This window comes from Mesorhizobium xinjiangense (assembly GCF_009749525.1).
Lineage (GTDB): Bacteria > Pseudomonadota > Alphaproteobacteria > Rhizobiales > Rhizobiaceae > Mangrovimarina > Mangrovimarina xinjiangensis.
Map to the genome: position 1 here is coordinate 95,118 of NZ_WOAC01000001.1, position 17,355 is coordinate 112,472.

Consider the following 17,355-nt stretch of genomic DNA (forward strand, 5'->3'; position numbering starts at 1 on the left):
ATCGTGTAGTCAGGCCGCGAAAGTGCGGGAGACGACCATGAGCGAACGGTGCTTCGAACACGATATCCAGATCAGCTTCGGCGATTGCGATCCCGCGGGGATCGTCTTTTATCCCAACTATTTCGCCTGGTTCGACGCAACCTACCACGCCTGGCTGAAAAGCCGCGGGCTGACCCATGCAAGCCTCGCCGAGGCGATCGGCACGGCCGGGACGGGACTTCTCGATGTCGGCGCGACCTTCCGCTCGCCCGCCACCAACGGCGACAGGCTGAGGATTCGACTGAGCATTGCCGAATGGCGCGAAAAGACCTTCCGCCTCGCCTATCGGGGCGTGATCGGCGAGCGCCTGGTCGTCGAGGGTTTCGAGCTGCGCGGCGTCTTCATGCGCGATGCGGAGGGCCGTCTGCGCGCTGGCCCGGTCGAGCCGCTGCGCCGGCTGCTGAACGCTGAGGGGTGAGCCACCTCCCCTCCTCCCCTCAGCCGGTCGCGGCCTCGCCCGACAACTCGTCGATGATCGGACAGTCCGGCCTGTGGTCGCCATGGCAGTTGGCGACAAGATGGGCGAGCACGTCGCGCAGCCCGGCAAGTTCGGCGATCTTGCAGTCGATCTCGGCGAGCTTGGCCTTGGCGATCGTCTTGACCTCCATGCTCTCTCGCGCGCGATCATCATAAAGCGACAGAAGCTGCCGGCACTCGCCAACCGAGAAGCCCAGGCTGCGCGCACGCTGGACGAAACGCAGCCGGTGGACGTCGCCGGTCGAATAATGCCGATAACCGTTGCCGGCCCGATCCGGCCTGACGAGACCGATATCCTCGTAATAGCGGATCGTCTTGGCCGGGAGGCCCGACTTCTCCGCCGCCGTGCCGATATTCATCGCAAAATGTCTCCGATCGCATTCAAACCTTCCAGTAACTGGAGATTTGGCCGTCCGCGTTCAAGCCCTGCCGCGTCCTCCGCCTCACCGCAGCGAAAGCGCCCTCAGGCGCAACGCATTGGCGATCACCGAGACGGAGGACAGGCTCATCGCCGCCGCCGCCAGCATGGGCGACAAAAGCACGCCCAGGAGCGGGTAGAGCACGCCGGCGGCCACCGGCACGCCGACCGTGTTGTAGACGAAGGCGAAGAAGAGGTTCTGCTTGATGTTGCGGATGGTCGCGCGGGCAAGATTGCGCGCCCGCACGATCCCCGTCAGGTCGCCCTTGACGAGCGTGATGCCGGCGCTCTCGACGGCCACGTCGGCGCCCGTGCCCATGGCGATGCCGACATCGGCCGCGGCAAGGGCCGGCGCGTCGTTGACGCCGTCGCCGGCCATAGCGACCTTGGCACCGCGCGAATGCAGTTCCTCGACCAGCGCCTGCTTGTGTTCCGGCAGCATGCCGGCGCGCACCTCGTCGATGCCGAGCGTCGCCGCGACCGCTTGCGCGGTGCGCTCATTGTCGCCGGTCGCCATGATGATCCGCAGACCGCTCTCATGCAGTGCGCGGATGGCGCCGGGCGTCGTCTCCTTGACCGGATCCGACACGGCGACGATGCCGGCCGGCTGGCCGTCGACAGCGACGAACATGGCCGTCTTGCCCTGCGACGCCAGCGTATCGGCCTGATCGGCGAGAGGCGCGATGTCGACGCCGAGCGTCTCCATCATGGCACTATTGCCCAGGGCAACGGCGCGTCCATCCACCTTGCCTTGAACGCCCTTGCCGGTGACGGCGTCGAAATCCGTCACCTCGGCGATCGCGACATCGTTTTCCCTCGCCGCCCCGACGATCGCCTCGGCAAGCGGATGTTCGGAGCCCTTTTCGAGGCTGGCGGCGAGCCCGAGAAGCGCGTCTTCGCTCATCCCGTCGGTCGTCACGACGTCGGTCAGTTTCGGCTGCCCTTCGGTGAGCGTCCCGGTCTTGTCGACGATCAGCGTATCGACCCGGGCGAAGCGCTCCAGCGCCTCGGCGTCACGGATGAGGACACCGGCATGGGCGCCGCGGCCCGTCGCCACCATGATCGACATCGGCGTTGCCAGACCGAGCGCGCAGGGGCAGGCGATGATCAGCACGGAGACTGCCGAGACGATGGCATAGACCATGCTCGGCTGCGGGCCGACGAGCGCCCAGGTGACGAAGGCGATAATTGCGGCCAGAACCACCGCCGGCACGAAGAAATAGGCCACCCGATCGGCCAGCCCCTGGATCGGCGCGCGCGAGCGCTGCGCCTTGGCGACCATCTCGACGATCTGCGAAAGCATCGTCTCGGCGCCGACCCGCTCGGCTTCGATGACGAGCGTGCCGTTCTTGTTGAAGGTACCGCCGGTGACGGCATCGCCCTCGTTCTTTTCCACCGGCAGCGGCTCGCCGGTGATCATGGATTCATCCACCGAGGAGCGGCCCTCGCGCACCGCGCCGTCGACCGGCACGCTGTCGCCGGGCCGCACGCGCAGCCTGTCGCCGACCACGATCTCGTCGAGCGGCACGTCTTCCTCCTGGCCGTCCTCGCCGATGCGCCGCGCCGTCCTGGGCGCCAGGTCGAGCAGGGCGCGAATGGCCGAACCGGTGCGCTCGCGCGCCTTCAATTCGAGCACCTGGCCGACGAAGACCAGCGCCACAATGACGGCGGCCGCCTCGAAGTAGACCGGGACCGAGCCTTCGTGGCCGCGGAACTGGTGCGGGAAGATGTTGGGAAAGAGCGTCGCCACGACGCTGTAGCCATAGGCCGCACCGACGCCGATGGAGATCAGGGTCCACATGTTCGGGCTGCGGTTGAGGATCGAGGCCCAGCCGCGCTTGAAGAAGGGGAATGCCGCCCACAGGACGACCGGTGTCGCCAAGGCCAACTCCAGCCACGACGCCAGGCGCTCGCCCAGCCAATCGCGCACCGGCAGGCCGACCATCGGTCCCATGGCGATGACGAGAAGCGGCAGCGCCAGCACCGCGCTCACCCAGAGACGGCGCGTGAAATCGACCAGTTCGGGGTTCGGGCCCTCGTCGCCCGCCGGCACACCCATCGGCTCCAGCGCCATGCCGCAGATCGGGCAGTCGCCCGGCGCATCGCGCACGATCTCGGGATGCATGGGGCAGGTGTACTGCGTTCCCGCCGGCATCGGCTCGGGCGCCGGGCGGTCGCCCAGGTAGCGCTCGGGATCGGCCTCGAACTTCTCCTTGCAGCCGGCCGAGCAGAAATAGAAGCCCTGGCCCTCGTGGCGCAGGAAATGGGCCGCCGTCGAGCGGTCGACATTCATGCCGCAGACGGGATCCTTCGCCGTCAGATGGGTTTCGGGATCGGCGAGGAATTTCTCGCGGCAGTGCTCGCTGCAGAAATGATAGCGATGACCGTCGAACGTCGCCGACGGCTTGTTTGCCGCCGGATCGACCGTCATGCCGCAGACCGGATCACGCGTCACCGCGCCCGTCGTGGTCTTTGCGCCATGACCGGAGCAGCAGGCATCGCCCCCCGGCGCGGCGTGATCGTGGTGCTTATGCGAATGGGCCATGACCGGCTTCTCCTATGGGTCATTTCGGATCATGCGCGTCAAATGGGCCTTCCAGCAGCTGGAAGGTCAAGAGGCGATGATTGCAACCCGTGACGAGACGCCGGCCGGCCGGTCCATTCCCCCGCTCAGGTCCAGGTCGCGCCCGCCTCCTGCCTGATCGTCGCGTTGAGGCGGTTCCACACATTGATCAGCGCAATCTGCAGGATCAGCGCCGACAGTGCCTCCTCGTCATAGTGACGCCCAACCTCGTCCCACATCTCGTCGGAGACGGGATCGGCCTTGTCGGCAAGCCGCGTGACGGCTTCGGTCAAGGCCAGTGCCGCCCGCTCGGCGTCGGAGAAAAACGGCGTGTCGCGCCAGGCCGCGACGGCAAAGATGCGGTCGTCGCTCTCACCCGCCTGCTTCAATTCGTTTGCATGCATGTGCACGCAGACGCTGCAGCCATTGATCTGGCTGGCGCGCAAATGGACCAGCTTGCGCGTCACTGCGGGCAGGCTCTCCTTTTCGGTCGCCTTGTTGAGCGCGAAAAGCGCCTGCATGGCCTCGGGCAGGATGAATACCGGGTTCTTCATTCGAGCTTGCATGTCATTTCTCCGTAGGGTTTCTCTCTGTGTCTCGGCCTTGCTTCAAACATCGGACCGGGATTGCGACGCGCCGCTTCCGAAGCGATGGTCACATCGGCCGGATTTCGTTCGTCATGGCCCTGACGCGTGATGAGAAGGGAATGTGACCGATGAGCGAAGAAAATTTTCTGCTGCAGCGTTTCGAGGCCGACAGGGCCCGGCTGCGCGGCGTTGCCTACCGCATGCTGGGCTCGTTGAACGAGGCCGAGGACGCCGTTCAGGAAGCCTGGATCAGACTTGCGCGTGCCGATGCCGAAGCGGTGGAGAACCTGAGCGGATGGCTGACGACGGTCGTCGCCCGCATCTGCCTCGATATGCTGCGGGCCCGCAAGACGCGGCGCGAAGAGCCGCTGCAGGCCGAGGCGGATGCGCCGCAGAACCAGCCGCACCACGAGAGCGACCCGGAGGAAGAGGCGATGCTGGCCGATTCGGTTGGCCTGGCGCTGATGATCGTGCTGGAGAGGCTCACCCCGGCCGAGCGGGTCGCCTTTGTGCTGCACGACATGTTCAGTTGCCCGTTCGACGACATTGCGCGCATCGTCGGCCGGTCCGCGGACGCGGCACGACAGCTTGCCAGCAGGGCGCGGCGCCGTGTGCGCGGTGAGCCGGAGGCCGCGCTCACGCCGGACCGCGAGCGCAAGCAGCAGGTGCTCGCCGCATTCCTGACGGCGGCACGCGGCGGCGACATGAAAGGGCTCATCGCCCTGCTCGACCCCGAGGTCGCGCTGAACGCCGACGCCACGGCAGCCGCCTTGGGCGGACCAGCCGAACAGCGCGGAGCAGAGGCCGTCGCGCGCTTCTTCTCGGGCCGGGCGCAGGCCGCGCGCACTGCACTCATCGACGGCACGCTCGGCCTTGTCGTGGCGCCGGCCGGGCGGCTCATGCTGGTGCTCGACGTCACAGTCGAGAACGGAAGGATTGCCGGCATCCGCGCGACCGCCGATCCCGACCGTCTCGCCCGCCTCGACATCGCCGTGGTGGACGGCTGACCCGGGCTATTTCGAAGGTCGCCTACACCATCTCCCAGCCGTCATGCCCGCCGGCGCGGAAGATGGCGTCGATCAGCTTCTGGTTCTTCACCGAATCCTCGAGCGTGAAGACGGCCTCGTCCTGGCCCCGCGCAGCGCGCGCAAAAGCCTCGGCCTCCAGCCGGTACTGCCGCGTGTCGGGAAAGCGGAAGACGCGCGCCTCGTTATGCCCCTGATTGTAGAGCGTGACCTTGTCGTCGCCATAGATGCGGGCGTTGAATGGCGTTTCGACCTCGATGTATCCCGCCTCGCCATGGAAGACCATCACCTGGCGCGCCGCCATCTGGGTGGAGACGTAGAAGCTCAGCTCGAAATCGCCGAAATCGGCCTTCACGCTGGCATAAGAGTCGGTGCCGAAGGCCGGGTCGCGGTCGACGCGCGCCTGCACCTTGACCGGCTCGCTGCCGGTGGCAAGCCGCGTCGTCACGGTCGGATAGACGCCGATGTCGGGCAGCCCGCCGCCGCCCAGCTCGGGCTTGTTGCGCATATTGGCGGGATCGACATTGTGATAGGAAAAGGCGCCCTGGACATGGCGCAGCCGGCCGATCGCGCCCTCGGCGATCAGTTCGCGCACCTTTTTCCATTGCGGATGATAGAAGACCATGAAGGCTTCGGAGATCAGCACGCCATTGCGCTCGCGCGCCGCGATCACCGGCTCGATATCCTCGGCCTTGAGTGCCAGCGGCTTTTCCACCAGCACATGCTTGGCGGCGTCGGCCGCCTTCACCGCCCATTCGACATGCTGCGATGTGGGCAGCGGAATATAGACACCGTCGACGTCGGACGAGGCGAGCAGTTCCTCGTAGGAGCCGAATACGTGCGGGATGCCGAAGCGGGCGGCGACACCCTTCGCGCGTTCGGCATCGCGGCTGGCGATGGCCGTGACGACGCCGTTTTCGGCGTCCTGGAGTTGCGGAATGACGTGGTCGCGGCCGATCTTGGCGGTGGAGAGGATACCCCAGCGGAACATGATATGGACTCCCTTGAAATGCGCGGGCGAACCTAACCGCGCCGGGCTGCAAGGTCCATGTCGAAATCGACCACGTTGGAATAGAGCGGCGTGCCGACATCCATGCCGTAGCGCGAGCGCAGGACCCGGCCTTCGACATGAAAGCGCGCGCGGCCGCGGCCGAACTCGGCAAGCCGGACGCGGAAGGTCTCACGGAAGGTGTGCCCGCGTGCCGTCAAACTGCCCTCGACCGTGGCGGTGGCGGCGCCAGTGCGGTGCACGGCGGTCGAGCGGAAGGTGATTTCGTGCTCGTGGGCCACATCGAAGACGGCATTCGATTTCAGGAAGTTGTCGACCCGCCTCTCGCCCGTCGCCACGCTTTCGGGAAAGATGGTGATGATCACGCGGGCCCGTTCGATATTGTCGGCCGGAATGTCGATGCGGCCCGCGAAACGGACGAACCTGCCCCGGATCGCCCGGCCGCCGGCCGCCGGAACGCTGAAGGACAGCCGCGAGCCCTGTGGCGTCAGCACATAGCGTCCCGCCGCATCGGCCAGAGACGGCGCCTGGGCGCGCAGCGGCAGGGCAAGCAGCAGAAATGCCGCTATGATGGCCATGCGTTGCAGCATTGTCGATTTCCTCCGGCAGTGCGTCGGGCGTACTGTTGCGGCAAGCGGCCGTCGGCTGCCAGTCACGTCCGTTCACGCTTTCGCGCACCGACTGGGCGCAGCATGCGCTGAAGCACATGGTCGCGCAGGAGGATGCGATGGCGCAGGGCGGCCAGGATGTGGCCGGCGATCAGCAGGATCGCAGCGAACGCCAGCAGATGATGGGTCGAACGCCAGAAGGCCTCGCCCGCCTCCGAGACCTCCACCGGCAGATGCGGCAGAAGGAACAGGCCGAAGACGAGCGTGGGAATGCCGAGAACGGACGCCGAAACCAGAGCCCAACCCGACAAGGGCAGAGCGAGAAGGAGCGCATAGAGCAGCCGATGCACGGCGGCCGAAGCCGTCTTCTCCCAGCGCTTCAAGGAGGCCTCGGGCGCGGGTTGCGGATTGGCGAGCCGCCAGGCAAGGCGCAGCACGAAAAGGGCCAGGATCAAAAGCCCGATCGATTTGTGCCATTGGATGAGATCGAAGGAGAGCCGTTTGTCGGCCACCCTCAACATGGCGAGACCGAGGCCGATCTGTCCGATGACGAGCACGGCGAGCGTCCAGTGCAGGACGATCGCGACGAGCCCGTAGCCGTCCTTCGTATTGCGCAGCATGACGCACCTCGTGATGCGAGGCTATCCTGGTCCGAGAAGGGGACCATGCATCAATCGGCCTACGGTTTAAACCGGCATGCGTCGAAGCAAGGCTATGATGGCCGCAGCGCCTGATTTGGACTACATGCATGAGATGCAATTGTTGGACGAGTGTGCGGCATGAGAACCATAAGCCTACGAATCGACAACGACATCAAGCAGCGCTGGGACGACCTTGCCGCCGCTCATGGCTTGAACAGCAGCCAATTGATGCGGCAAGCGATCGTCGAGAAACTGGAGGAACTGGAAGATTTCTACGTGGTGAGAGAGCGGACATTGACCGCATTCAAGACCATCCTCGATGAAGACGTCTGGAAGCGGCTCAGTCTTGCGGATTGAGCGGCTGCACTATGTGCCTACCAAGGCACGACCGTCACCTCCGGCCAGCACTCTTTCGCCCGCCGGCCCTTGGTTTCGTGCGTGGCACGGTTGTCGATGAGCCGGTTAGGCGCCAGGCGAAAGGAAAAGATATCGTCGAGCCCAAAGGGCGCATAATGGTTCAGGCGTCCATCCTTTTCGAGCCGCAAGCCCACCGCGTGGGTCTTGCAGGCGAAGCGGTCGATCGCCTCCTCGCTCGAGGCCAATGGCGGATAGGGCTGGCCGAAATGCCTCTCGAACCAGAGATGGACCCGCGCCTGGTTGCGGATCTCGACCGGTACGGGCAGATCGGCAAAGACCTTCGCACCTCTCGCAATCACCGCATCCTCGGCCTCGTATGAGATGTCGCCCGCGTCGAAATAGAACAGGTCGATATCCTTGATGCCGTAGCCGGACGGACGCCCGGTCAGCGCGTTCCAGACGGTATTGTAGAGAACACCGGCGACGATCCGCCAGCCCGGCAGCTCAAGCTCACGCGCGCGTTCGAGCGCGGCGGCCACAATCGGATCCGCCCGCACGATCCGAAAAAAGGCCGCGCGCTGGTCATCGGCAGTAAGATCGGCATATCGCAAGTGGTGCATGGGGGCATGCGAACACGATTCGCCACGCCCCGCAATCGATCAGCCCCGCAACATGCCGCCGGTCTGCTTCTTCACGTTCTCGACGATCTTCGCGGCCAGCGCCTCGAAATCGTCGTCTGTCAGCGTCTTTTCGAGCGGCTGGATCTGCACCTCGATGGCGATCGACTTCTTGTCCTCGCCGAGCGCCGCACCCTCGAAGACGTCGAACACGGAAACGCCGGCAATCAGCTTCTTGTCGGCGCCGGCCGCCGCGCGCATCAGCCTACCGGCCTCGACGGTGCGATCGACGACGAAAGCGAAGTCGCGGCGCACCGCCTGGAAGGGCGACAGGTCGAGCCGCGGCTTGGTGCGCGTCGCCTTCGCCTTGGGTTCGGGAACGGCGTCGATGAAGACTTCGAACCCGGCAAGCTGGCCGGTGACGTCGAGCGCCTCGAGCGTTCTTGGATGAAATTCGCCGAAGGTCGCCAGCACCACCTTGGGGCCAAGCTTGATGGTGCCCGAGCGGTCGGGATGATACCAGTCCGGCCCGCCGGCCTCGATCATCAGCTTGTCGACCGGTGCGCCACAGGCCTCGAGCGCGGCGAGCGCGTCGGCCTTGGCGTCGAAGACCCCGACGGGCCCGGCGTTGCCGGCCCAGTCGCGCCCCGAACCGGCAAGTCCGGCCGTGCCGCGGCGCACGCCGGCCGCCACGCGGCGCTGGTCTTCCGGCCGGTCGCCCTCATAGGTGCCCGACACCTCGAACAGAGCCGTGTCGGCGAAGCCGCGGTCGGCATTGCGCTGCGCCGCCGCCAGAAGGCCCGGCAGCAGCGAGGGCCGCATGTCGGACATGTCGGCGGCGATGGGGTTGGAGAGCTTCAGCTCCGGCTTGCCGCCGCCGAAGAGCTCGGCATGTTTCGCCGGGATGAAGGACCATGTGACGGCCTCCATCATGCCGCGCACGGCGAGCGCCCGGCGCGCAGCCCGCGTGCGCTTTTGAAGCGTGGTGAGAATCGTTTCGCCGACCGCATCATGGCTGACGAGCGGCGCGGACGCGATCTTCTCCACGCCGTGGATGCGCATGACTTCCTCGACCAGATCGGCCTTGCCGTCGATGTCGGGCCGCCAGGAGGGAACGACGAAACGGACCGTGTCCCCCTTGGCGTCACCCTTGGGTTCAAAACCGAGGCGCGTCAGGATCGCAATGCTCTCATCGCGACCCACATCGAGCCCGGTCAGGCGCCTGGTTTCGGAAATCGGGAAATCGACCTCCTTGTAGTGATGGCCGGTTTTTCCGACGATCTCGCCCTCGGTCGATGTCGGCGTGCCGAGAACGATTTGCGTCTCGCTCGGCGCGCCGCCGCACAGGTCGAGCACCATGCGCGTGGCGAGCTCCAGCCCCGGCACCATGAATTCGGGATCGGCGCCGCGCTCGAATCGGTAGCGTGCATCGGTGATGATGCCGAGTTCGCGGCCGGTGCTGGCCACGTTGGACGGGTCCCACAGCGCCGATTCGACCAGCACGTCGGTCGTCGCCTCGTCGCAGCCCGAATGCTCGCCGCCCATGATGCCGGCAATCGATTCCACGCCGTTGTCGTCGGCAATGACGCACATCTCGTCGGTCAACTCGTATTCATTCTCGTCGAGCGCCAGCACCTTTTCGCCGGCCCCGGCGCGGCGCACGGTCAGATTGCCCTTCACCTTCGCCGCGTCGAAGACGTGCAGCGGACGGCCACGGTCGAAGGTGATGTAGTTGGTGATGTCGACCAGCGCGTTGATCGGCCGCAAGCCGATGGCGATGAGGCGCTGCTGCATCCATTTCGGGCTGAGGCCGTTCTTGACCCCGCGCACGAGCCTGAGCGCGAAGCCCGGGCAAAGGTCCGGCGCCTCGATGGTCAGCCGGGCTGGGCATTCGCCCTCGCCGGCGACCGGCTCCACCGCGCCGCTCTTCAGCGTGCCGAGACCGGCGGCGGCGAGATCGCGCGCGATGCCATGGACCCCGGTGGCGTCGGGCCGGTTCGGCGTCAGTCCGATCTCGATGACCGGGTCGTCGAGCGTCGCATAAGCCGCAAAGGCCGTGCCGACCGGCGCATCCTCGGGCAGATCGATGATACCGTCATGTTCGTCGGAAAGCTGAAGCTCGCGTTCCGAGCACATCATGCCGTGGCTTTCCACGCCGCGTATCCTGCCAACCGACAGTGTCACGTCGATGCCCGGCACATAGGTTCCGGGCGCTGCGAAGGCGCCGACGAGCCCGGCCCGCGCATTGGGCGCGCCGCAGACCACCTGGATCGGCTTGCCGTCGCCCGTGTCGACGGACAACACCTTGAGCTTGTCGGCGTCCGGGTGCTTTTCGGCGCTCAAGACCCTGGCGATGACGAACGGTTTCAGGGCGGCCTTGTCGTCGACCTCCTCGACCTCGAGGCCGATCATCGTCAGCTTGTCCACGATCTCGTCGAGCGTGGCGTCGGTTTCCAGGTGATCCTTGAGCCAGGAGAGGGTGAATTTCATCGTTTGCACCTTGCCGCCGGCATTTCGGCGGATGTGAAATGACCACGCTTCATCTCGCGGCATTTCAGGTTGAAATGAGAACTTGGTGAATCAGGCAGCAGTCTGCGGTTGCCTGGCGCCAGGCGCCTTCTTGCCAAGAAACATGCTCTTGATGGATATCCCTTCATCCACCGCCGGCCACCAGATGCCCTCATACATCAGTTCGATGTCGTTGAGTTGCAGCTCATCAAGGCCGTCCAGGAAAGGATACCACCACAGAGGGGTCGCAATGCGTCTCCCGTCAGCCAAGCCGACATGCACCTTGTCATGCGTGCACCACGCCTTGACCGGCCGCATGTCGTCGGTTTCAAAGGCCAAAGAAGTCATTCCAGGCACCTATCCATTCGTCCCGTCGCTCGGCGATCACTGCCAGCAACCGGGAGACTTCCCGCTCATCATAGCCGCTGTTTCGGGCAACCTCCAAACTGTGAAGCCACACCTTGAGCGACTTCCCGTCCTTGGCGACGTGGACATGCGGCGGCTCATCGCGATCAAGGGCGTAGAAGCGAAACTTGTAGCCATGCCAGATCAGCAAGGTCGGCATGGGCTACGTGCTCAACCCGCCGAACAGCGTCGGCATGTCGAGCGGGCGAAAGCCGTAATGCTGCAACCAGCGTATGTCGGCATTGAAGTAGTCGCGCAGGTCCGGCATGCCGTATTTCAGCGTCGCGATGCGGTCGATGCCCATGCCCCAGGCAAAACCCTGATACTCGTCGGGATCGAGCCCGCCATAGCGCAGCACATTGGGGTGCACCATGCCGCAGCCGAGGATCTCCATCCAGTCGTTGCCCTCGCCGAAACGCACCTCGCCCGGCCTGGAACGGTCGCACTGGATGTCGACTTCGAGGCTCGGCTCGGTGAAGGGGAAGTATGACGGGCGGAAGCGCATATTGACCGACGGCACCTCGAAGAAGGCCTTGCAGAACTCCTCCAGCACCCACTTCATGTTGGCGACATTGGCCGTCCTGTCGATGACCAGCCCTTCGAGCTGGTGGAACATCGGCGAATGGGTGGCGTCCGAATCCTGCCGGTAGGTCTTGCCGGGGATGACGATGCGGATCGGCGGCTTTTGCGCCTCCATGGTGCGGATCTGCACGGGCGAGGTGTGCGTGCGCAGCACCTTGCGCTCGCCGTTTGCGTCCGGCGGGAAGAAGAATGTGTCGTGCATCTCGCGCGCCGGGTGGCCTTCGGGGAAATTCAGCGCCGTGAAATTGTAGTGATCGGTCTCGATATCCGGCCCTTCGGCGATGGCGAAGCCGAGATCGCCGAAGATCGCCGCGATCTCGTCGATCACCTGGCTGATCGGATGGATGCGGCCGCGCTCGGCCGGACTCTGGCGCACCGGCAAGGTCACGTCCACGGCTTCCGCCGCCAGGCGCGCGGCGATCGCCGCATCGCGCAGTTCGGCCTTGCGCGCGGCCAATGCCTCGCCAACGCGGTTCTTCAGCCCGTTGATCGCCGGACCCATCACCTGGCGTTCGTCCGGCGACATGGAGCCGAGCATTTTCAGGCGCTCGGACACCGAGCCCTTCTTGCCGAGCGCGGCCACGCGCACGGCCTCGAGCGACGCCTCGTCGCCGGCCGCCGCGATCTCGGCCAGCAGCGTCGTCTCCAATGTCTTGAGGTCTGTCATCTGTTCGGTCACGGCCTTGCTCACCTGGCTCCAGATCGGTTGATCGCTTCAAAAATGGAAAAACCCGCGCCAGCCCTGCCAGCGCGGGTTCCCCAATACCAGTTTTCGAATGCTTGGGAAGGGCGCTGGTTAGGCTACAGCGCTCTCAAAAGCATTCGGCGTGGTGTCTTTCAGATATTCGAGCGCCGTCTTCGACTTGGCGGCGAGCGCGGCGAAAGCCTGCGGCTCGTGGATCGCCATGTCAGCGAGCACCTTGCGGTCGATCTCGATGCCGGCCTTGTTCAGCCCGTCGATGAAACGGCCATATGTCAGGCCGTGCTCGCGTGCGGCGGCATTGATGCGCTGAATCCACAGAGCGCGGAAATTGCGCTTGCGGTTCTTGCGGTCGCGATAGGCGTATTGCAGCGACCGCTCGACCGCCTGCTTGGCGGTGCGGATGGTGTTCTTGCGACGGCCGTAGAAGCCCTTGGCGGACTTGAGGACCTTCTTGTGCTTGGCGTGGGCGGTAACGCCCCTCTTCACGCGTGCCATGTCATGATCTCCTTAGAAGCTGTTCGAACCGGGGCTTAGAGGCCGCCGCCATTGGGCAGGTAGTTCTTCACCACCTTCTTGGCGTCTGGCTCGGCCAGAACCATCGTGCCGCGGGCATCGCGGATGAACTTGTTCGTGCGCTTGATCATGCCATGACGCTTGCCGGCCGCCGCCGACTTGACCTTGCCGGTCGCCGTGATCTTGAACCGCTTCTTGGCAGAAGACTTCGTCTTCATCTTGGGCATTTTGCTTTCTCCGTTCTCTTGGCTCACGGCAGGCTCGCTTTCGCTCGCCGCCTCCGCCGGGGCGGCCAATGATGGCCGACGCGCGGTCGCGCTTGCCTCGCTTTGCTCGGTCCGCGCTATTGTTTGTGAGCTGTTTAGCATTGAGAACCGCCACGGCATGCCCTGCCGGGCGGCTCTTGAACGCGCGCTGTATAACGGCGCCAGAGAAAAAGCGCAACTGCCGTCGCGCTTTCTCGTTTCACTTTGTCATCGTCGCCGCGCGAGCCCCGTTGCGCGCCGGTGACGGACGCTCACCTGGGTGAGAGCACCATCATCATCTGCCGGCCCTCGAGCTTCGGCTCGGCTTCGACCTTGGCGATCTCGGCAACTTCCTCGCGCACCTTGTTGAGCAACTGCATGCCGAGCTCCATATGCGCCATCTCGCGACCGCGGAAGCGCAGCGTCAGCTTGACCTTGTCGCCCTCCTCGAAGAAGCGGCGCACGGCCTTCATCTTCACCTCGTAGTCATGGGTGTCGATGTTCGGGCGCATCTTGATCTCCTTGATCTCGATGACCTTCTGGTTCTTGCGCGCTTCGGCAGCCTTTTTCTGGCTTTGGTACTTCAGCTTGCCGAGATCGGTAATCTTGCAGACAGGAGGCTCGGAATTCGGCGCGATCTCGACCAGATCGAGGCCGTACTCTTCCGCCGTATTCAAGGCGTCCTGAATGGATTGGACCCCAAGATTGTTGCCTTCGGGATCGATGAGTTGGACCCGGGGAGCCCGGATGTCGCGATTGGCGCGCGGCCCTTCCTTGACGGGCGCTGCGGCTTTAAAAGGTCTGCGAATGGTCGTTGTCTCCTTCAATCAATTCGGATTCGGGGCGATGTCCTCTCCAGCCCCGACCTCAAGACGCGGTCTATGTCGGTCGGGCCCGCCGAATGTCAATAGCACGGAGCGCGGGAAAAAACCACGTTGAAGGCAAAGCGCCCACGGCCCTGAACTCGGGTTGACGGCAGTTTCGGTCTTGCGCGGGTCCTGATTCTGTCGGTGGCGGTGGTTTGGAAACCGCTGCCGTGCTCAATATCTGGGTCGACATCCTCATGGAGCGGAATGCCGACCCAGATACAGCCATGCATGCCATTGCCGCGATAGAACCTATGGCAGCAGCCGCCCTCAAACCATCCGGCCGTCACCAGATCGCTGAGGCGCTGGAGTGCAATCGTAAAATCCAAAATCGCAGCATCAGCTCACGCAAATTGTGAATTATTCGGTTGTTCCCGTCAGAAGTTGACGCGGTCGCCGCCCTTGAGTTCGAGGATATTGCGGGCGTCGTCCGGGGTCGCGATCTCGAGGCCGAGGCCTTCGATGATCTGGCGCACATTGGTCACCTGCTCGGCATTCGACTTGGCAAGTTGGCCCGGGGCAAGCCACAGCGAATCCTCCATGCCGACGCGCACGTTTCCGCCCATGGCGGCCGCGATCGCCGCAACCGGCATCTGGTTGCGCCCTGCCCCCAGCACCGACCAGCGATACTGATCGCCAAAAAGCCGATCGGCCGTGCGGCGCATATGCGCGACGTCTTCGGGATGCGCACCGATGCCGCCGAGGAGGCCGAACACCGACTGCACGAAGAAGGGCGGCTTGACGATGCCGCGATCGGCAAAATGTGCGAGCGTATAGAGATGGCCGATGTCGTAGCACTCGATCTCGAAGCGCGTGCCGTTCTCGGCGCACTTGGTCAGGATGTACTCGATGTCGGCGAAGGTGTTCTTGAACATGCCGGCGCGGGACGCCTCGAGATAGGGCTTCTCCCAGTCGTACTTGAACTCCTTGTAGCGATCGAGCATCGGGTAGAGGCCGAAGTTCATCGTGCCCATGTTGAGCGAAGCGATTTCCGGCTTGAAGTGGGCAGCGGGCCCGACGCGCTCCTCGATTGGCATGGTCGGCGCGCCCCCGGTGGTGATGTTGACGACCGCGGCGGAGCGCTGCTTGATCACCTTCAAGAACGGCTCGTAGGCCTCCGGCGTCTGCACCGGCCTTCCATCTTTGGGATCGCGGGCGTGCAGGTGGACGACGGCCGCGCCCGCCTCGGAGGCCGCGATCGCGTTGTCGGCAATCTGTTCAGGCGTGATCGGCAGATGCGGCGACATGGTCGGCGTGTGGATCGAGCCGGTAATGGCGCAGGTGATGATGACCTTGCGTTTGGCAGCCATGGATATCTCTCCCTTTGAAATCGTGATGCGGATCGCCGTGCCTACCAGTGGACCATGGGAAGGCCCGCCACCGGAGCGCGGAAATATGGAATGGTGTTGCCCTTGAGGCTGCCGAGATAGACCGTGCGAAGGTCCGGGCCGCCGAAGGTGACGCTTGCGAGCCATGGCGCGATCGTGCCGCCGGATGCGGCGAGCGTGTCGAACCGCATCGGCTTGCCGGAGGCAAACTCGGCTTCGAAGGCAGCCGTCTGCTGTGGATCGCCATCCTCGAGCAGCGTCAGCGCTTCGCCATCGGGTGTGATCGCGACGAGCCGGTCGGCGAAGATCATGGTGCACCACAGATTGCCATAGGCGTCGAAGGCGAAGCCGTCGATCAGTCCGTCGCCGAGGCTGGAGGGGCCGTACACCTCACGGTTTGTCAGCGAGCCGTCTGGTTGGACCTTGAGGCGAGTGACGCGCTTGCCGCACGTCTCGGCGACGTAGATCCACTCTTCGGCCGCATCGAGGCGGATTTCGTTGGTGAAGGCGAAGCCATCAGCGACGACGCGGACCCCCTTCTCATCAATGAGCGCGATGTAACCATCTGCCAGATCGTTGCGGATCGCGTCGCTCCACGGGTTCACCATGGTCGAGACCGTGATCCAGATGCGGTCCTTCGTATCGCGCAGGACGAAATTGACCTTGCCCATCGGCTTGCCGTCGATCGTGTCGAAGAGGACACGCGTTTCGCCCTTGCGGGTCATGATCTCCAGCCGGTCGGTGCCGAAGTTTGAAATGAGGATGTCGCCGTTGCGCGCAAAGGCGAGACCGTTCGGCAAGGTGCCGGTCAGGAGGCTTTTTGCCTGGTCGCCAGCAAGGTCGAAATGCTGGCTTTGCGTCTGCGTCACGAGCCGTTGTTCGCCGTCGGAAGCAATGCGCATCACGCCGCCGCGCGCATCGGCGGCCCACAGGGTCCCGTCACGCTCGGCAAGGATGCATTCGGGCCGCTGCAGATCCGTGCCAATGGTGCGGATCTGCGACCGGTCGACCTGCCAGCCCTTCAGCGGGTTCGGGCTCTTCGATGATGCGCTCATGGTCCCCTCCCTCCCCGGCGACTAGCCTTCGAAGATCGCGACGGCGCGGGTGAAGCCGGCCGAAGCCTTTTCGATCTTGAAGGGGAAGCAGGCGATCATGTAGCCGGTCGGCGGCAGCTGATCGAGGTTCGCCAGCTTTTCAATATGGCAGTAGCCGATCTCCATGCCGGCCCGGTGGCCCTCCCAGATCAGCGAGGCATCTCCGGTCTCGGCGTAACGCCGCGCCGTGTGGATGAACGGCGCATCCCAGCTCCAGGCATCCGTGCCGGTGACGCGCACGCCGCGGCTGGTCAGATACAGCGTCGCCTCCCTGCCCATGCCGCAGCCGGAAGCGAGGTAGTCGTCCTGCCCGTACTTCGCGGCAGCCGAGGTGTTGACCACGACGATGTCGCCCAGCTGGATCTCGTGGCCGATACGCTGCAGCTCAGCTTCGACCTCGGCGGCGGTGACGACATGCCCGTCCGGCAGATGACGGAAATCGAGCTTGACGCCGGGACCGAAGCACCATTCGAGCGGCACCTCGTCGATGGTCAGCGCGCGCTTGCCTCCATCCATGGTCGAATGGAAGTGGTAGGGCGCGTCGAGGTGGGTGCCGTTGTGGGTCGAGACGACCAGCTGCTCGACCGCCCACCCCTCGCCGGCCGGAAGCTGGTCCTTGGTCAGGCCGGGAAAGAAGCCGGTGAGCTGGCTGACCGACTGCTGGTGGTCGACATAGGTGATCTGCGGCTCGGTGCCCTTGGGATCGGAGGCGATGCCCGCCTTGAGCGCGGTGGAGATATCGACGATGCGGCGTGCCATGGCTTGAACCT

General features: G+C 64.7%; 22 protein-coding genes. 5 read left to right on the plus strand and 17 right to left on the minus strand.

The window, feature by feature from the left end:
- Positions 1-37 precede the first annotated feature (37 nt).
- On the plus strand, positions 38-457 hold the full coding sequence (locus GM909_RS00490) for an acyl-CoA thioesterase (protein ID WP_198174067.1): 420 nt from the start codon (positions 38-40) through the stop codon (positions 455-457).
- Positions 458-476: 19 nt separating this feature from the next.
- Here the strand turns inward: GM909_RS00490 and cueR are convergent, their stop codons facing one another.
- From cueR to GM909_RS00505, 3 genes are all read right to left on the minus strand, one after another.
- Entirely contained in the window at positions 477-875 is a 399-nt protein-coding gene (gene cueR, locus GM909_RS00495) for a Cu(I)-responsive transcriptional regulator (RefSeq protein WP_157014235.1), read from the minus strand.
- Positions 876-959: 84 nt separating this feature from the next.
- Positions 960-3,479: a heavy metal translocating P-type ATPase gene (locus tag GM909_RS00500; RefSeq protein WP_157014236.1), complete on the minus strand. Its 2,520-nt coding sequence runs from the start codon at positions 3,477-3,479 to the stop codon at positions 960-962.
- A gap of 125 nt (positions 3,480-3,604) precedes the next feature.
- Positions 3,605-4,063 carry a carboxymuconolactone decarboxylase family protein gene (locus tag GM909_RS00505; RefSeq protein ID WP_157014237.1) on the minus strand — a complete coding sequence of 153 codons (459 nt, stop codon included), beginning with the start codon at positions 4,061-4,063 and terminating at the stop codon, positions 3,605-3,607.
- A gap of 149 nt (positions 4,064-4,212) precedes the next feature.
- Here GM909_RS00505 and GM909_RS00510 point away from each other — a divergent pair, with 149 nt between their 5' ends.
- Positions 4,213-5,091 carry a sigma-70 family RNA polymerase sigma factor gene (locus GM909_RS00510; RefSeq protein ID WP_157014238.1) on the plus strand — a complete coding sequence of 293 codons (879 nt, stop codon included), beginning with the start codon at positions 4,213-4,215 and terminating at the stop codon, positions 5,089-5,091.
- Between the two features lie 22 nt (positions 5,092-5,113).
- Here GM909_RS00510 and GM909_RS00515 read toward each other — a convergent pair whose 3' ends face one another.
- From GM909_RS00515 to GM909_RS00525, 3 genes are all read right to left on the minus strand, one after another.
- Positions 5,114-6,100 (minus strand): Gfo/Idh/MocA family protein, encoded by a 987-nt coding sequence (locus GM909_RS00515; RefSeq protein WP_157014239.1) that lies wholly within the window; start codon positions 6,098-6,100, stop codon positions 5,114-5,116.
- A 32-nt stretch (positions 6,101-6,132) separates the two neighbouring features.
- A complete protein-coding gene (locus GM909_RS00520; RefSeq protein ID WP_157014240.1) occupies positions 6,133-6,708 on the minus strand; it encodes a YceI family protein in 576 nt (191 codons plus the stop codon).
- A gap of 62 nt (positions 6,709-6,770) precedes the next feature.
- Positions 6,771-7,346 (minus strand): cytochrome b, encoded by a 576-nt coding sequence (locus GM909_RS00525; protein WP_157014241.1) that lies wholly within the window; start codon positions 7,344-7,346, stop codon positions 6,771-6,773.
- A gap of 159 nt (positions 7,347-7,505) precedes the next feature.
- On the opposite strand from GM909_RS00525, the gene relB reads away from it, so the two are divergent.
- Positions 7,506-7,724: a type II toxin-antitoxin system RelB family antitoxin gene (relB, locus tag GM909_RS00530; protein ID WP_157014242.1), complete on the plus strand. Its 219-nt coding sequence runs from the start codon at positions 7,506-7,508 to the stop codon at positions 7,722-7,724.
- Positions 7,725-7,741: 17 nt separating this feature from the next.
- Here relB and GM909_RS00535 read toward each other — a convergent pair whose 3' ends face one another.
- The 7 genes from GM909_RS00535 to rpmI form a co-directional block, all read right to left on the minus strand.
- A complete protein-coding gene (locus GM909_RS00535) occupies positions 7,742-8,344 on the minus strand; it encodes a nucleotidyltransferase family protein (protein ID WP_157014243.1) in 603 nt (200 codons plus the stop codon).
- A gap of 39 nt (positions 8,345-8,383) precedes the next feature.
- Complete coding sequence (pheT, locus tag GM909_RS00540; RefSeq protein WP_157014244.1) at positions 8,384-10,831, minus strand: phenylalanine--tRNA ligase subunit beta; 2,448 nt, start codon at positions 10,829-10,831, stop codon at positions 8,384-8,386.
- 90 nt (positions 10,832-10,921) lie between these two features.
- On the minus strand, positions 10,922-11,197 hold the full coding sequence (locus tag GM909_RS00545) for a DUF2442 domain-containing protein (RefSeq protein WP_235911532.1): 276 nt from the start codon (positions 11,195-11,197) through the stop codon (positions 10,922-10,924).
- On the minus strand, positions 11,178-11,414 hold the full coding sequence (locus GM909_RS00550) for a DUF4160 domain-containing protein (protein ID WP_157014245.1): 237 nt from the start codon (positions 11,412-11,414) through the stop codon (positions 11,178-11,180). Before GM909_RS00550 ends, GM909_RS00545 begins: the two co-directional genes overlap by 20 nt.
- A 3-nt stretch (positions 11,415-11,417) precedes the next feature.
- On the minus strand, positions 11,418-12,503 hold the full coding sequence (gene pheS / locus GM909_RS00555) for a phenylalanine--tRNA ligase subunit alpha (protein WP_157014568.1): 1,086 nt from the start codon (positions 12,501-12,503) through the stop codon (positions 11,418-11,420).
- Between the two features lie 129 nt (positions 12,504-12,632).
- Positions 12,633-13,034 (minus strand): 50S ribosomal protein L20, encoded by a 402-nt coding sequence (gene rplT, locus GM909_RS00560; RefSeq protein WP_157014246.1) that lies wholly within the window; start codon positions 13,032-13,034, stop codon positions 12,633-12,635.
- A 35-nt stretch (positions 13,035-13,069) separates the two neighbouring features.
- Complete coding sequence (gene rpmI, locus GM909_RS00565) at positions 13,070-13,279, minus strand: 50S ribosomal protein L35 (RefSeq protein ID WP_157014247.1); 210 nt, start codon at positions 13,277-13,279, stop codon at positions 13,070-13,072.
- Between rpmI and GM909_RS00570 the strand changes: the two genes are divergently transcribed.
- Positions 13,248-13,562 carry a hypothetical protein gene (locus tag GM909_RS00570; protein WP_157014248.1) on the plus strand — a complete coding sequence of 105 codons (315 nt, stop codon included), beginning with the start codon at positions 13,248-13,250 and terminating at the stop codon, positions 13,560-13,562. The genes rpmI and GM909_RS00570 overlap by 32 nt on opposite strands.
- A gap of 7 nt (positions 13,563-13,569) precedes the next feature.
- Here the strand turns inward: GM909_RS00570 and infC are convergent, their stop codons facing one another.
- A complete protein-coding gene (gene infC / locus GM909_RS00575; protein WP_157014569.1) occupies positions 13,570-14,106 on the minus strand; it encodes a translation initiation factor IF-3 in 537 nt (178 codons plus the stop codon).
- Positions 14,107-14,318: 212 nt separating this feature from the next.
- Between infC and GM909_RS00580 the strand changes: the two genes are divergently transcribed.
- On the plus strand, positions 14,319-14,522 hold the full coding sequence (locus GM909_RS00580) for a hypothetical protein (protein WP_157014249.1): 204 nt from the start codon (positions 14,319-14,321) through the stop codon (positions 14,520-14,522).
- Between the two features lie 18 nt (positions 14,523-14,540).
- Here GM909_RS00580 and GM909_RS00585 read toward each other — a convergent pair whose 3' ends face one another.
- From GM909_RS00585 to GM909_RS00595, 3 genes are read right to left on the minus strand one after another with little or no spacing between them, the layout of a single operon-like run.
- Positions 14,541-15,473 (minus strand): BKACE family enzyme, encoded by a 933-nt coding sequence (locus GM909_RS00585; RefSeq protein ID WP_157014250.1) that lies wholly within the window; start codon positions 15,471-15,473, stop codon positions 14,541-14,543.
- A 41-nt stretch (positions 15,474-15,514) separates the two neighbouring features.
- Positions 15,515-16,546 carry an SMP-30/gluconolactonase/LRE family protein gene (locus tag GM909_RS00590; RefSeq protein WP_157014251.1) on the minus strand — a complete coding sequence of 344 codons (1,032 nt, stop codon included), beginning with the start codon at positions 16,544-16,546 and terminating at the stop codon, positions 15,515-15,517.
- A gap of 21 nt (positions 16,547-16,567) precedes the next feature.
- The gene (locus GM909_RS00595; protein WP_157014252.1) at positions 16,568-17,344 is read right to left on the minus strand and encodes a cyclase family protein; all 777 of its coding nucleotides are present in this window, start codon (positions 17,342-17,344) and stop codon (positions 16,568-16,570) included.
- Positions 17,345-17,355 lie beyond the last annotated feature (11 nt).